Origin of the sequence: Microcoleus sp. T3_A4 (assembly GCF_036700465.1) — a bacterium.
In the GTDB taxonomy this organism is placed as follows: Bacteria; Cyanobacteriota; Cyanobacteriia; order Cyanobacteriales; family Microcoleaceae; genus Microcoleus.
Genome location: NZ_JAUBOY010000062.1, coordinates 1 through 13,051, shown reverse-complemented (window position 1 = coordinate 13,051; position 13,051 = coordinate 1). Strand labels below are relative to the sequence as shown.

The window sequence follows — 13,051 nt, the reverse complement described above, 5'->3', positions numbered from 1 at the left end:
CGGAGACTAAATTAGTAGATGCACCCTGATTAATTAACTCCCGACCAATTTTGGCCGGGTTTTTTTTTCGTATTGCAGCCAAAACAGCAAAATTTCAATAAATCAAAAATTATTCGCGTTAATCTGCGTGCATCTGCCGTTAAAAATCAAATTTCTCCCGAACATCGTGCTAGCCACTGGAAAGTAAATAAAGATGCACCCTGATTAATAAACCCCAGCCAATTTGGGCCGGGGTTTTTTTTGGTCGAAAGCTGGATTAGTCGATCAACCTACAACACTTCAAAAGACTGCACCTCAAGCACCGGGCCGATCATAGCAAACGTCATCACATCCTTGCGGACTTCACCTTTAACACTCACTTTCAAACCAGCTTTTTTCAACTCAGAAGGAGCATCCTTAAGTTCGTAAGTTTCCCCATCTTGGCCAACCAATGCCCAAGTACCCGGGCCTAATCCTTTGCGTTCAATTTCACCTTTGACAGTAATACTCATGCCGATCGCACCTCTGTTTTAATTGCTAAACGCGCCAGTCCGAAACACAGAAAAGCATTGACAATCAAAAATGTTTGTGATACCAAACCTGTGCCTAATCCCCAGACTGTGGGAGACACAAAAGCATTCACCGCTAAACTGCTGGCAAAACCGATCGAAATTGCGATCGCAATCCACTTCCACTCTCGATGTCCCAACAGCAAAGCAATCAAAATCCCCGGAATCAAAACGCTAGCAAAAAAGGGATTCAGCATACTGCTGCCATTAATTGCACCGCCGAGTTCGGGAATAGAACTGCCCATCACCCGCATCGGCCACTGCGGCAAGTCAAATACAAACAAGTTCCGCAGGAAAAAGAACCCAGAACTACCAGCCATCAAGCCGCCGGAAAAGCCCCAAGTCCACTGGAACGGAAAATAATTCCGCATAAAGAAAGCCAGCAGGTAAGAACCGAGCACCATTGCAATTTTAGGCAACAGGGCGACTGCACCGCCGTCAATCCAAAAGCGGGGGTTGAGATAGCCGTTATCGCGCAGCCAGCGGAAGAAATCGCGGAAGTTGATTTGTCCGCGCTGGGCTAGCTGAACTGCTGCGGCTGCGTCTAGGTGTCCCGAACCAAAATGGTTTAACGGATCTTCAGTGACAGTTCGCGAGGACTGCAAGAGTACGCTGCGAATTTCGTCTGGTTCTGTGATGCCGGAGGCCTTGACAAGGGCTGCAACGGCGGCAACGTGCGGAGAAGCCATGCTAGTGCCTTGGTAGCCTTCAAAGACTTCGGCGCCGGTTTCCGGGTCGATCGTACTTTGCAGGATCTTGCCCATTTCTGAACCGCCGGGGGCTGCAATATCAACCCCTGCGCCGAAATTCGAGTAAGAGGCTTTTTCGTCGTCGGGGCCGAGGGCGGAAACGCCGATGACGTGGGGATAGCGGGCGGGATAGGAAGCGGAACTGTCGCCGGAGTTGCCGGCGGCTGCGATGATGACAACGCCTTTAGAGTGGGCGTAGTCGATCGCCTCTTCCATTAACTGACTTTCACCGCCACCACCGAGACTCATGTTGATAACATCTGCACCGTTGTCAGCAGCAAATTTGATCGCTTCGGCAATGTCGGAAACCGTGCCGCCACCGCTGCCGCTTAACACTTTTAGCGGCATTAAAGCTGCTTCGTAGGCGATGCCCGCAACGCCGTAATTGTTGTTAGTTGATTGGGCGACAGTACCTGCGACGTGAGTACCGTGGCCGTTGTCATCGTAGGCTTCGGCGCGATCGTTTACAAAGTCGTAGCCCGGTACAAATTTGGTTTCTTTTAAGTCAGCGACTGGAGTAATACCCGTGTCAATTATCGCTACTGTTGTGCCACTGCCTTTGGTTTCGTTCCAGGCAGATTCTACGTTGATACTGCGGAGATTCCACTGCTTGGTATACATGGGGTCGTTGGGAATCTCGAAAGCGCTATAGACGTAGTTCGGTTCAATGTATTCGGTATCTTTAGCCAAATTTGATTTTCTCAGGGCGTTTAGCAAAGTGCGATCGCCCTTAACTACATATACATTGTCTGCCGCTGAGAATTCGCTGTTGAGTTGCGGTGCGACTTGGTACTGTTGGGCGATCGCATTTACTTCTTTCGCAATCTCAGCAGCACCCAAATCTTCGCGGAAATCCAGCACAATCGAGTCGTAAGTGCCTTGAGTAGCAAGTCCTGGGAAATTAGAAATCGCCCAGCCGAGCCCGATTAAAAATAAGCACAGAAGGAAAAACTTTTTCATTGCCGATCGTCCGTTTAGGGAAGGCGTGTTCACCACAATAACCCAATTTTCACCGCCAGCGCCAGTTTTCCTTGCTGCGACTTGTGGATATCTCCCACGCGAGCGTTTGGTAGTTTTCGGCAGTGGCTGTTGCTCGCTCAAAAATCGCTCTAATTTCTAGTTTAAATTGCAGAGCAAGTTTGAGGAGTTCAATTAATTGTATCATTAGAGAAGATGAGAAACTGAACAAGCGAGTATTTTCAAAAAGGGTATTGCATGGAAAGAGGTTTAATGTGGCTGCCGCTGCTGGCAATTTTTATTGGGCTAGCTTGGGCTGGATGGAACGAGTATCAAAAGCTGGAAGCCTATCGCGTCTGGGCCGAACAATTCGCTAAAGCCAAGTACGATATTTATGCTGTACTCGGTCAGCAAGAAGACAGTTTAACTTGGGGAAAACCTACTCGCAGCGGGCCTGTGAATTTGCAAACTTTTTCTTTAAAAGACGTGCAGTCGCTGCGGTTGTTAGTCAACTCTCAGGCAGTTGATTTAGAGTCACCGCCGAATTCGGGAAGTCCAATCGCCCTCGAATTTTTGTTGAAAGATGCTCCTGCGGTGCAAGTTCCTTTTACAGAAATTCCTCTAGCGACTAAATGGGGAAAACACTTGCAGCAAGAATTGCAGCGTTTTAGGTAAAAACACTCTCCGGCGGGGCAGCGTATCAGATATCAACTCGGCTACTTGAAGTTACAAAAGTCTGTCAAGCTGGTAGTAGAAAGAGAACTTACGTAACAAATCCTTTGAGCTGCTATCTATAAAAGTACAGGGGGTACGGATCACCCGGAGGACGTGAGTTCGGGCAGTAAGTAGTAGAGGTAGTTTCCCCCTGCCTAGCCCGATCGTGTTCCGTGCACACCTTAGAGTTAAAGTTATTGACCCGCGCGTCCTAAAACAGCTAAATTGCCAGCCCCCCAATCAGCGGAATGCAAACACAAGAATTTTTACAGCGCTATCAACAAGGAGAGCGCAACTTTGGTCACATTGACCTCAGCGGCGCTAGTTTAAGCGGTGTTAACCTGCGAGAAATAGACCTCACTGGTGCTAACTTGACCGGTGCTAATTTGAGCTGGTCTTTTTTGAGCAATGCCAAGTTGATAGGGGCTTGTTTGCGCCGCGCGGATCTCCGCAGTGCGGGGCTGGCTGGGGCGAATCTGAGCGGGGCAAATTTGAGCGGGGCAAATCTTGCTAAAGCGGATTTGCGCCTTGCTTGTTTGGAAGCAGCAGAACTCAATTGGGCCGCGTTCCCGGAAGCGGATTTGGGTGGTGCTAATCTTCAAAGAGTTAAATCTGACCAGATTAATTTTGCTGGGGCTAAACTCGACGGCGCGAAGTTGATGACGGCGGAATTGATGGAGGCGAATTTCAACCGCGCCAGTCTTGTTGGTGCTAATTTAACGGGTGCTAATTTGCGGGAAGCGCATTTGGTAGAAGCGAATTTGCGATCGGCAATTTTACTCGGTGTAAATTTGATTGAAGCTGACTTGAATGGCGCTCAAATGCGATCGGCAAATCTGACGGGCGCTGACTTGCACCGAGCTGTGCTGGCGGGGGCGGATTTGACTGAGGCGGTGCTGGATAACGCTGATTTGAGTCGAGCTAATCTGGCGGGTTCTTATTTATTGAAAGCGAGTTTTAAGAAGGCACTTTTGCTGCGAGCTAACCTGCAAGGAGTGTATTTGCTGCGGGCAGATTTGAGCGAAGCTAATTTGCGAAGTGCTGATTTGCGGAAAGCTGATTTGAGTGGCGCTTATTTGATGGATGCGATGTTGGGTGAGGCGGATTTAAGAGAAGCTTGTTTGATAGAGTGCCGTTTGATTCGGACGAATTTGGAGGGGGCGCAGCTTACGGGTTGCTGCATTCAAAATTGGCAAGTTCAAGATGTCGATCTCTCACGAGTTGACTGCAGCTATGTTTTTACTCAGTTTGATTATACTGCGAAAGTGGCAGCAACTCGCTTTCCGGTCGAGCGCAATTTTGAGTCGGGGGAATTGGGGCGGCAGCATCAAGAGGACAGTTCTATTGTGAAGGTGTGTTTTGATGAATCTCCTAATTGGGAGGCTTTGGTTTTTACGCTACGTCGGGTGGAGTTGGAAAGCCACGAACTCAAATTTAACGTTCAATTTTTTGAGTCGGCGGGAGAACAAAATTTACTGCGGCTGAGTGCGAACCGTTTGGTGAACGGCAAGATTTTGGGCGATCGCATTTTGGAGCTTTATCCAGATATGTTGGAAAAGGTTTTAGGCAAGGACGCTGAAATTTTGAGTTTGCTCGACTTGGCTGTTCCTAGTAACAATGCGGAGCCGAGCCAAAAGGAAGTATTGCTAAGAAGACAGGAAATCTACCAGCGAATGGTGCGCCAAATTTCGTTTATTTTGATGTCTCAGACGCCGGATAAATTCTCCGAAAGCGTGCAGCGGCTGTTGGATTATTTGAAGCAGCAAGGTATCCCAACAGAGCAGATTCAAAAGAAAGTTATCAGTCAGGCGATCGTGCAGCGGGCGAAGCAAGACCCAGTTTTTCGGGAACAGTTGCTCACGTGGGAGAAAACGGCGTCCGATCGCGTTCGTGGTTCGATGATGGGGGAAGCGGTGCGGTATGCGATCGCCCTTTTGAGCGATTATTAACAGTTAATTGTGAACACTGGAAGCCGGAGAGCAGCTAATACCCGCACTTGCTCTTCTGCGTCGGAAACTGCAAGTCTCGTGCAGCGGGGCAAGCAATACCAAGTTTTTCGGGAACAGTTGCTCATGTGGGACAAAACGGCTTCGGATTGCGATCGCTGTTCGGTAATGGGGGAAGCGGTGCGGTTTGGGATGCCCTGTGGTGGGAATGAATACACACCAAATCTTACCCCCATTAAAAATCCTCCAGCCGGATCTCGATTTAACTGTCCGGTTGATTAGAATATAGTTCAGTTTCCTCCTTCAAAAGCTTACACAACTCATCCAAATCTTTCTTACTGTGTTCAATCAGTTTTTCAGCTCGCTCTTCAAGGTGATCAATATTACTGGGACTTGCGTTGTCGATTTTATCGTGACCATTATCGCTACTCAATGGAAGTTGAAAACGATAGTAATTTCTGTTATTTTCTTGGTCGGCCTTAGTCACCATTAGCTGATTGAGCTGATACGCAACAGATTCGCTTTGACCATCTAGAAAAACGTTAAGTAACGGAAGTGCCCATTTGATTTGTCCCCAATTTTTTGCGTCTCTATACTTATATTTCTTAGTTAGTGAGCCAGTACCCAAAGAAACAACAAGGGTATCCTTACGGTGTAGTTCTTCACGAGTTTTTTTCTTGTAAGAAATCATCGCCTCCATTATTGCAAGTGAAGCAGGATTATTTGCCAAGATGCCGCCGTCTACCAAAGCGTAATATCCCTCATCGGTATGATGTCCCGTGTCGAGTTTGTAGGGTGGAAAGAATGTCGGTGCAGCAGAAGTTGCCATTGCTGCTTCCCACATTTTGAATCCCGTACATACTTTCCGGCTATCAAAACTCTTGATCTCCTCTGCGTCCGGATTGCTTGTAAAAAAAATTGGTACTCTCAGTTCAATATCATAGCTCGGGATAAAAATTTCTCGTAATGCGTCTTCAATCTTAGCTTCACCTAGAAGATCCTTTAAAACTTCTTGCCTACCTTGTGGCTTGTGCCTGGGTTGTAGCAGATCATCAAAATCCAGTGGAATATTCTGATTAAAAATCTTTCCTCCATATTTACGATAGAAATTTACAAGTTCGGCGGCGGTATATTCTGGCTCACGATTGATGCTAGAGTCGGAGTTCTTTTTAGTTAAACCCAGTGCTAAAATTCCTCCTGTTGAAGTGCCTGCAATAAAATCAAACATGGTTGCTATGCGTTTTCCTGTGCGCTCTTCAATGTAGTTGAGAACGATCGCAGGAATAATACCCCGAATACCACCACCATCAATTGAGAGAATTCTTCTCTTAAATTTAGTACCCATGACACGTACTCCTTTAGATATTGCTTAAATTATCAACTGAAATGAAACAAAGTCCTACAGCATCAAAATACCAAAACCAACGTCATCATATAGTTTCCGGTTGCATCGGAATAATCAAATCGAGTCAACAGTTAGCACTCAACCATTCAGTTTTTCGACCCGCTCGTCAACAGTCAACAGTCAACAATCTTTTCTGAGTACAACCGGAATTTATATGAATCCCACCCGTCATTAGTGCCGTAACTTGCTGAGGGCGTGCCAAGTTTTGTAGCCGACAATTCCATCTTGCGGTAAAGCCTTGCTGAGCTGCAATTGTCGCACTGCTACATCTGTCATCGCCCCGAAGAATCCGTCAATGGAACCGAAATAGTATCCATTCATTTTCAAGACATCCTGAACAATTTTAACAGCATTACCAGAACTGCCCTTCATGACTACCGGCATATTCACAGGTGCACCAGAGTATAGTGCTTGCCAAGTGATAGGGCCGACAATCCCATCTTCTTGTAAAAAGACGCGGTGTTGATAGCCTTTGACGCCGTTGTGAACTTGGATGCCGAAAATACCGTCAATCGCCCCGGAATAATAACCCCAATGATATAGAAGCTGTTGTAGTTCCTTGACAGCTTGACCTGTTGAACCCCTTTGTAATGTGGGTTTGTTTCCTGCAGTGGTTTCAGCAAATGCCAGAGTTGATTGAGAAGTAGTTTCGGCGACGAGAGCCATAGTTTCATTGTTCAAGCTTCTTTCTTCGGTGTACATAATTTGGTTCCTCTCAACATTTAAGTTTTGGTATTTGATATTTCAGGTATAACTGGTGGGATTTGTTAACGCACAGTCACTTTTTCGAGTGTCACTCATTTGAGTGTCACTCGTTTGAGTTAGTCCCAGTGTTAACTGTTAATATCTCTTCGGGCTGCGCCGGAATGATATACTGAAAGAATGTTAAGAGTGCAAGGAAGACAAGTTATGCCTAAACGTCTAAAGTTGGAGCCTCATCAAACTCCAGAAATAAGAGCAGGCATGATTAATTTTCCGAGGTGTCTAAAGGATTGTTTCTACTTACCAGTCTTGGCTGCGTAGCCGGCGACCCGCTAAGGCCCGCACTTGCTCTTCGGCGTCGGAAACTGCAAGCGATCGCAACAAAGGCACAACTCCCGGATTTTCGGGATAATGTTCGATAATCGCTTCGAGTGCTGTAAATCTGGGATTGTAAGGAAAAGAACCGTTTTGATTTTCAGGATCGCTCAAAGTTCGATCGCGCAAAAACTCAAACATTCCCGGCTCGTCTTTCCATCCCCGCATTAACTCTACCAGGGCGATCGCCCGCACCTGCGAATCTTCATCTTTTTGAGCTCTACTTTTGAGCCACTCGAAAGTTTGAGACTGATTTGTCCACCCGCGCGCTAAGTTTTGCAAAGCGATTTGCCTGACAGCGGGACTCTCATCGCCCTCTGCTTTAGCCTCCAGCAGCATCCAAGTTTCAGGATTGTCTGGCCAGTTGTAAGCGAGTTCAAGCACCGCCGCTTCCCGCACTAGCGCTTCCCCAGAATCGAGCTGAATTTTCAGCCAAGACAAGGTTTCCGGGGCGTCGGGCCACCCCCGCACGATCGATCGCACCAGCACGCTCAGCAGGTGAGAATCATGCTCCAACTCGACCCGGGTTTTGAGGAAAGGCAGCGTCTCGCCCCGGTGAGACCAGCGTTTTGCGATTTCTTCCACCGCAGTTTCTCGGACGTTCAGGTGTCTGTCTGACCCGGCGAGATTTTGCAACCAGCCAAAGACTTCGAGACTGCCTGACGCCAGTGCGGCGACAGCCTCCACTACTACTTGCCGCACAGTCCAGTAATCCTCGGAATCAGCTATTTTTTGCAGCAGGGGCAGGGTTTCTGGGTGGTCGGGCCAACCTGCTGCTATCTGTTGTAGGGCTATTTCTCGCAGGTCGGCGTCGCGATCGCCCAATGCTATATTTTTCAAAAAAGTCAGAGTTTCGGGGTTCCCAGGCCAGCCAGAGGCAATTGCTTGCACTGCTGAGCGCCGGACGCTCGAACTCGCGTCGGACTCGGCTTTAGTCTTCAGCAGCAGGTAAATGTCTGGTTCATCGGGCCAGTGCGAGGCCAATTCTTCTAAGGCTGCTGTCCGCACTTCTTTACTGCTGTCGGATTCGGCTAGGGTTTTCAGCAGCAGGTAAACGTCGGCTGTGGCGGGCCAGCCTGCTGCCAACTCCCGCACCGCTACGGTTCGCAGGATAGAACTTCCTGTCTGAGCAAGGTTTTTGAGCAGGGAGGCGGTGCCTAAAAGGCTGTGCCAACCTCTGGCTATTTCTTGCCACGCACAGACTCGTACTCCCAAATTTTCGTCGGATTCGGCGGCGCTTCTCAGCAGCAGCAAGGTATCTGTGCGATCGGGCCAATTAGAGGCCAACTGTTCGAGTGCTGCGGTGCGAACTGCGGGACTTTGATCAAACTGAGCCAAGGCAGTCAGCAGCGGCAAGGTATCGTTCGTGTCGGGCCAACCAGAAGCCATTTCTCGCACACAGGTCGATCGCACTGCCCAGCTTCCATCGGATTTGGCGAGGTTTTTGAGCATCAGGTAAATTTCTGGCTGGTCTGGCCAACCACGGGCTATTGCTTCGACTGCTGTGGATCGGACTTCGCCACAGTCGGTGGAGTGAGCGAGTATTTTCAACCAGGGAAGGGTTTGCGGGTCGTTTTTCCAAGTTTGGGCGATCGCGGCGATCGATCGATTGCGAATTTGATAAGTTTCCTGCAACTCTTGAGCGCTTTGATAAAGAATCAGGAAACCCGTACCGTATTGCGATAACTTTTTTAAAGCGCTTAACAGTTTTTTGGCGGTTTTTTTATTAACATCATTTTTAACTTTTAACAGGCATTGCGCTGCTAAAAACAAATTAATAAATTTTGCTTGTTGACCGTTTTGCTCTGTGAGATATTCTATAATTTGGCTCGCTGTTTCTTTGTCGAGCTTAGCTGCAATTTCTCTGAGGACTTCGTGCAAAGATTCGTCCCGCCAGTGCTGGCCGAAAACTTGTATGTTGAGTTCGCCCCAAGTCAGTTGACCGATTTTGAGTTGGGCATGGATTAACTCTGCTACCGTCTGGGGATTATTTTCGGAAACAAGTTTTTTTAACAACATACCGATACCCTGCTCGCTGAAGTTTGTTTGCATTGACAATCCTCCCATCAGCTCGGATATTAGTTGAGATTTTTTTGAGCGATGCTGGAGTATGGAGCCAATCGACTCTATTTTAGACGAAAAATACTGAGTCGGGAGGGCCCCAATGCAAAATCCGCCAGCACCCACAGGAATGTTAGGTGGTGGCGGATGGCGATCGAACAATTAAGCCGCTGAATCTAACTAACAGCTACTTGGACGCGATCAACTACAACCCGAACCGCAAAAGTAGGAATCTTTACCGTTTCATCATCTAGACATTGCCCGGTAGTGAGACTAAAGTTTTGCTTGTAAATGGGAGAAGCAACTTTGAGAGTCCCGTTGCGATCGCCCACAATTCCCCGCGACAAAACAAAAGCTTTGCTAAACGGGTCGTAATTGCTAAGCGCATAAACTTCATCCCCGTTTCCCACTCGGAAAATCGCCACTTGTTCGCCTTTAACTAAAGCGCAAACTCCAGTATAAGGGGCGATCGCATCCAGAGAACACACATCTACCCAAGTAGTCACAGTATCCGAAACTTGTAATGATTGAACCATCTTCTTTTCCTGTTATTTTACTTCAATCTCGTTCCCAGTCTCCGGCTGGGAACGTAGGTTTCGAGGCTCTGCCTCGCCTCGCCAAAGGAGGCAGAGCCTCCCGGAATTCATTCCCAGGCTCTGCCTGGGAACGAGATTCTTGCTCGCTCCCCTGATTCAAGGGGAGGGCTGGGGAGGGGTTATTCCGAAACTCCAACCAGAGCCTTTTCATGTTCGTTAGCCGGCCGCGTTTGTCCCCGTTCCGCAACACGAACAATACTCGGATCAGGCAAATCGGAATTCACAAAATGCTGGAACCGCTGCACCTTTTGTGGGTCTTCAATCGTCGTTTTCCACTCACATTGATAAGTATTCACTAAATGTTCCATCTGCGCTTCTAATTCAGCACAAATGCCCAGAGAATCCTCAATTATCACCTGTTTCAAGTATTCAATCCCGCCCTCAAGCTTGTTCAACCAAGTAGCAGTGCGTTCCAATCTGTCGGCGGTGCGGATGTAGAAAACCAAGAATCGATCGATATACTTAATCAGCGTTTCCTTATCGATATCCGTCGCCAGCAAAACCGCGTGCTGTGGCTTAATACCACCGTTGCCACACACGTACAAATTCCAACCGTTTTCCGTAGCAATTATCCCAAAATCCTTGCTTTGAGCTTCCGCGCATTCGCGAGTGCAACCAGAGACAGCAGATTTGAGCTTGTGGGGCGATCGCAAACCACGATACCGCAATTCAACCTCGATCGCCAAACTCGTAGAATCCTGCACCCCAAAACGGCACCAAGTGCTACCAACACAAGATTTTACAGTACGCAGAGCCTTACCGTAAGCGTGTCCCGACTCAAATCCCGCATCAATCAACCGACGCCAAATATGCGGCAATTGATCCACGCGAGCTCCAAACAAATCAATCCGTTGTCCGCCAGTAATCTTAGTATAAAGCCCAAAATCTCTGGCAACTTCACCCAAAACAATCAACTTATCCGGCGTAATTTCTCCCCCCGGTATTCGCGGCACCACCGAATAAGTACCGTCGCGCTGAATGTTTGCCAAAAAGTAATCGTTCGTATCTTGCAAACCGACGTGAGACTTCTCTAAAATATGGTCATTCCAAGTAGAAGCCAGCATCGAACCAACAGCAGGCTTGCAAATTTCGCAACCCTTACCTTTGCCGTGTCTTTCAATCAACTCCTCAAAAGTTTTAATTTCTTGAGAGCGCACTAAATGATACAATTCTTGACGAGAATATTCAAAATGTTCGCAGAGATTATTTTTGACTGCAAACCCAGCTTTCTTCATCTCCGACTTGAAGATATCCGTCACCAAAGGCACGCAGCCGCCACAGCCCGTACCAGCTTGAGTGCATTTCTTGACGCTGGCAACATCGGTTAAATTATGATCGCGAATCGCTGCACAAATCTGCCCTTTGGTAACATTATTGCAAGAACAAATTTGAGCCGAATCCGGCAAACTGTCTACTCCAAAGCTGGCCGGTGCTCCCCCTTCTCGCGGTGGCATTAACAAATCTTCGGGATGCGGAGGCAGAGCAATTTCATTTTGCATGAATTGCAGCAAAGTGCCGTAAGCCGAAGCATCTCCCACGAGAATTCCGCCTAAAATCCGGCTGCCGTCTTGATTTAAAACTAATTTTTTGTAAATGCCTTGGAATGTGTCAGTGACAACAATTTCTTTAACATCGCCCGACTTGGGGAAAGGATCACCAAAACTAGCGACATCCACCCCCAATAATTTGAGTTTAGTGGACATATCCGCACCTGTAAAAGTGCTTGTGGAACGGGCATCTTGCCCGTCATCCGCTACAATGCTCAAAATATCTGCTGCTACGCTTGCCATTGTATACCCAGGCGCAACTAAGCCGTAGATGCGATTTTGATACAGCGCACATTCTCCGATCGCATAAATGTCAGGATCGGAGGTTTGGCAGCTATCATTAATCACAATGCCACCGCGTTCTCCTACTTCTATACCGCAACTTCTGGCAATTTCGTCGCGGGGGCGAATGCCAGCAGAAAACACAATCATATCTGTTGCCAATTCCGAACCGTCAGCAAACAGCATTTTAGTAACTTTGCCATCTTCGCTGACAATTTCTGTGGTAGATTTGCTGGTATGAACCGAGACACCCAAATCTTCTATTTTGCTGCGGAGAATTGCACCGCCCATATCGTCAACTTGCACGGGCATCAGCCGCGAGGCAAACTCAACAACGTGAGTTTTGAGACCGATATTTTGCAGAGCATTAGCACACTCTAGACCTAACAAACCACCGCCAATTACTACACCACTTTTGCAATTCTTAGCGTAATCGGACATCGCTTCCAGGTCGTCAATTGTCCGGTAAACAAAAGTTCCTGTAGCGTCTTTGCCTTTAATTGATGGCACAAATGGATAGGAACCGGTCGCGAGAACAATTTTGTCGTAGGGAACTTCTAAACCGTTGGCTGAAGAGACTGTTTTTTGTTCCCGGTTAATGGCGACTGCTTTGTCACCGATGTAAAGCTTTATGTCATTTGTGTGGTAAAATCCCGGTGCAACTAAAGATAAATCTCCCGCTGTTTTGCCAGAGAAAAATCCGCTGAGGTTTACGCGATCGTAAGCAACGCGCGGTTCTTCACAAAAAGTAATTAAATTCCAGTGTTTGGCAGCATCCGAGCTCACCATTAACTCCAGGAACTTGTGACCTACCATGCCATTGCCGATTACAATGAGGTTTTTTTTGGCTGTCATTAGAATCTCTTTTATCCCGTTTATCAGTCGTTGGGTTAATTAATATAAGAGTTTATTGTAAACTTTTGTACTTATATATACAAAAAATGGAGGTTTATGCAATTGTCGAATACTCGCGATTGCATTTTTGCATGATGTGTGCGATCGAGGTAAATACGGTGCTTCACCTAAGTCTTTTTGACAAAAGGATTAGTATTATACTAGGACGGAATCTAAACTTTTATAATTTTTAATTATTATTTAACAATACTCCGGACAGTTTTTAAAGAGGAATGCGATCGCAATAAAATAGAGAAGTGAAAAAAGTGAGTGCA

The 13,051-nt window shown here is 47.3% G+C and carries 11 protein-coding genes; 3 read left to right on the top strand and 8 right to left on the bottom strand.

Translation table 11 applies throughout. The features are described from left to right. Positions 1–269: 269 nt before the first annotated feature. The 3 genes from QUA07_RS26155 to QUA07_RS26145 are packed head-to-tail and all read right to left on the bottom strand — an operon-like array spanning position 270 to position 2,462. Positions 270–491 carry a hypothetical protein gene (locus QUA07_RS26155; RefSeq protein ID WP_333331106.1) on the bottom strand — a complete coding sequence of 74 codons (222 nt, stop codon included), beginning with the start codon at positions 489–491 and terminating at the stop codon, positions 270–272. Continuing rightward, complete coding sequence (locus tag QUA07_RS26150; RefSeq protein ID WP_333331104.1) at positions 488–2,257, bottom strand: S8 family peptidase; 1,770 nt, start codon at positions 2,255–2,257, stop codon at positions 488–490. Before QUA07_RS26150 ends, QUA07_RS26155 begins: the two co-directional genes overlap by 4 nt. Before the next feature lie 49 nt (positions 2,258–2,306). Further along, the gene (locus tag QUA07_RS26145; RefSeq protein WP_333075628.1) at positions 2,307–2,462 is read right to left on the bottom strand and encodes a hypothetical protein; all 156 of its coding nucleotides are present in this window, start codon (positions 2,460–2,462) and stop codon (positions 2,307–2,309) included. Between the two features lie 50 nt (positions 2,463–2,512). Here QUA07_RS26145 and QUA07_RS26140 point away from each other — a divergent pair, with 50 nt between their 5' ends. From QUA07_RS26140 to QUA07_RS26130, 3 genes are all read left to right on the top strand, one after another. Then, on the top strand, positions 2,513–2,929 hold the full coding sequence (locus QUA07_RS26140) for a hypothetical protein (protein WP_333331101.1): 417 nt from the start codon (positions 2,513–2,515) through the stop codon (positions 2,927–2,929). A 287-nt stretch (positions 2,930–3,216) separates the two neighbouring features. Further along, complete coding sequence (locus QUA07_RS26135; protein WP_333331098.1) at positions 3,217–4,917, top strand: pentapeptide repeat-containing protein; 1,701 nt, start codon at positions 3,217–3,219, stop codon at positions 4,915–4,917. A gap of 9 nt (positions 4,918–4,926) precedes the next feature. After that, complete coding sequence (locus tag QUA07_RS26130) at positions 4,927–5,196, top strand: hypothetical protein (RefSeq protein WP_333331095.1); 270 nt, start codon at positions 4,927–4,929, stop codon at positions 5,194–5,196. Here the strand turns inward: QUA07_RS26130 and QUA07_RS26125 are convergent. From QUA07_RS26125 to nirB, 5 genes are all read right to left on the bottom strand, one after another. Then, a complete protein-coding gene (locus QUA07_RS26125; RefSeq protein ID WP_333331092.1) occupies positions 5,177–6,259 on the bottom strand; it encodes a patatin-like phospholipase family protein in 1,083 nt (360 codons plus the stop codon). The genes QUA07_RS26130 and QUA07_RS26125 overlap by 20 nt on opposite strands. A 231-nt stretch (positions 6,260–6,490) precedes the next feature. After that, positions 6,491–7,021 (bottom strand): peptidoglycan-binding protein, encoded by a 531-nt coding sequence (locus QUA07_RS26120; RefSeq protein WP_333331089.1) that lies wholly within the window; start codon positions 7,019–7,021, stop codon positions 6,491–6,493. 300 nt (positions 7,022–7,321) lie between these two features. Continuing rightward, positions 7,322–9,448 (bottom strand): HEAT repeat domain-containing protein, encoded by a 2,127-nt coding sequence (locus tag QUA07_RS26115; protein WP_333331086.1) that lies wholly within the window; start codon positions 9,446–9,448, stop codon positions 7,322–7,324. A gap of 185 nt (positions 9,449–9,633) precedes the next feature. Next, positions 9,634–9,993, bottom strand: a complete 360-nt coding sequence (gene nirD, locus QUA07_RS26110) for a nitrite reductase small subunit NirD (RefSeq protein ID WP_333331083.1) — start codon at positions 9,991–9,993, stop codon at positions 9,634–9,636. 179 nt (positions 9,994–10,172) lie between these two features. After that, positions 10,173–12,737: a nitrite reductase large subunit NirB gene (nirB, locus tag QUA07_RS26105; RefSeq protein ID WP_333331081.1), complete on the bottom strand. Its 2,565-nt coding sequence runs from the start codon at positions 12,735–12,737 to the stop codon at positions 10,173–10,175. Between the last annotated feature and the right edge of the window lie 314 nt (positions 12,738–13,051).

Bases quoted from the DNA above. Each gene is read 5' to 3' on its own strand.
- QUA07_RS26155 (WP_333331106.1), bottom strand. From the start codon at position 491: ATGAGTATTACTGTCAAAGGTGAAATTGAACGCAAAGGATTAGGCCCG.
- QUA07_RS26150 (WP_333331104.1), bottom strand. From the start codon at position 2,257: ATGAAAAAGTTTTTCCTTCTGTGCTTATTTTTAATCGGGCTCGGCTGG.
- QUA07_RS26145 (WP_333075628.1), bottom strand. From the start codon at position 2,462: ATGATACAATTAATTGAACTCCTCAAACTTGCTCTGCAATTTAAACTA.
- QUA07_RS26140 (WP_333331101.1), top strand. From the start codon at position 2,513: ATGGAAAGAGGTTTAATGTGGCTGCCGCTGCTGGCAATTTTTATTGGG.
- QUA07_RS26135 (WP_333331098.1), top strand. From the start codon at position 3,217: ATGCAAACACAAGAATTTTTACAGCGCTATCAACAAGGAGAGCGCAAC.
- QUA07_RS26125 (WP_333331092.1), bottom strand. From the start codon at position 6,259: ATGGGTACTAAATTTAAGAGAAGAATTCTCTCAATTGATGGTGGTGGT.
- QUA07_RS26120 (WP_333331089.1), bottom strand. From the start codon at position 7,021: ATGTACACCGAAGAAAGAAGCTTGAACAATGAAACTATGGCTCTCGTC.
- QUA07_RS26115 (WP_333331086.1), bottom strand. From the start codon at position 9,448: ATGCAAACAAACTTCAGCGAGCAGGGTATCGGTATGTTGTTAAAAAAA.
- nirD (WP_333331083.1), bottom strand. From the start codon at position 9,993: ATGGTTCAATCATTACAAGTTTCGGATACTGTGACTACTTGGGTAGAT.
- nirB (WP_333331081.1), bottom strand. From the start codon at position 12,737: ATGACAGCCAAAAAAAACCTCATTGTAATCGGCAATGGCATGGTAGGT.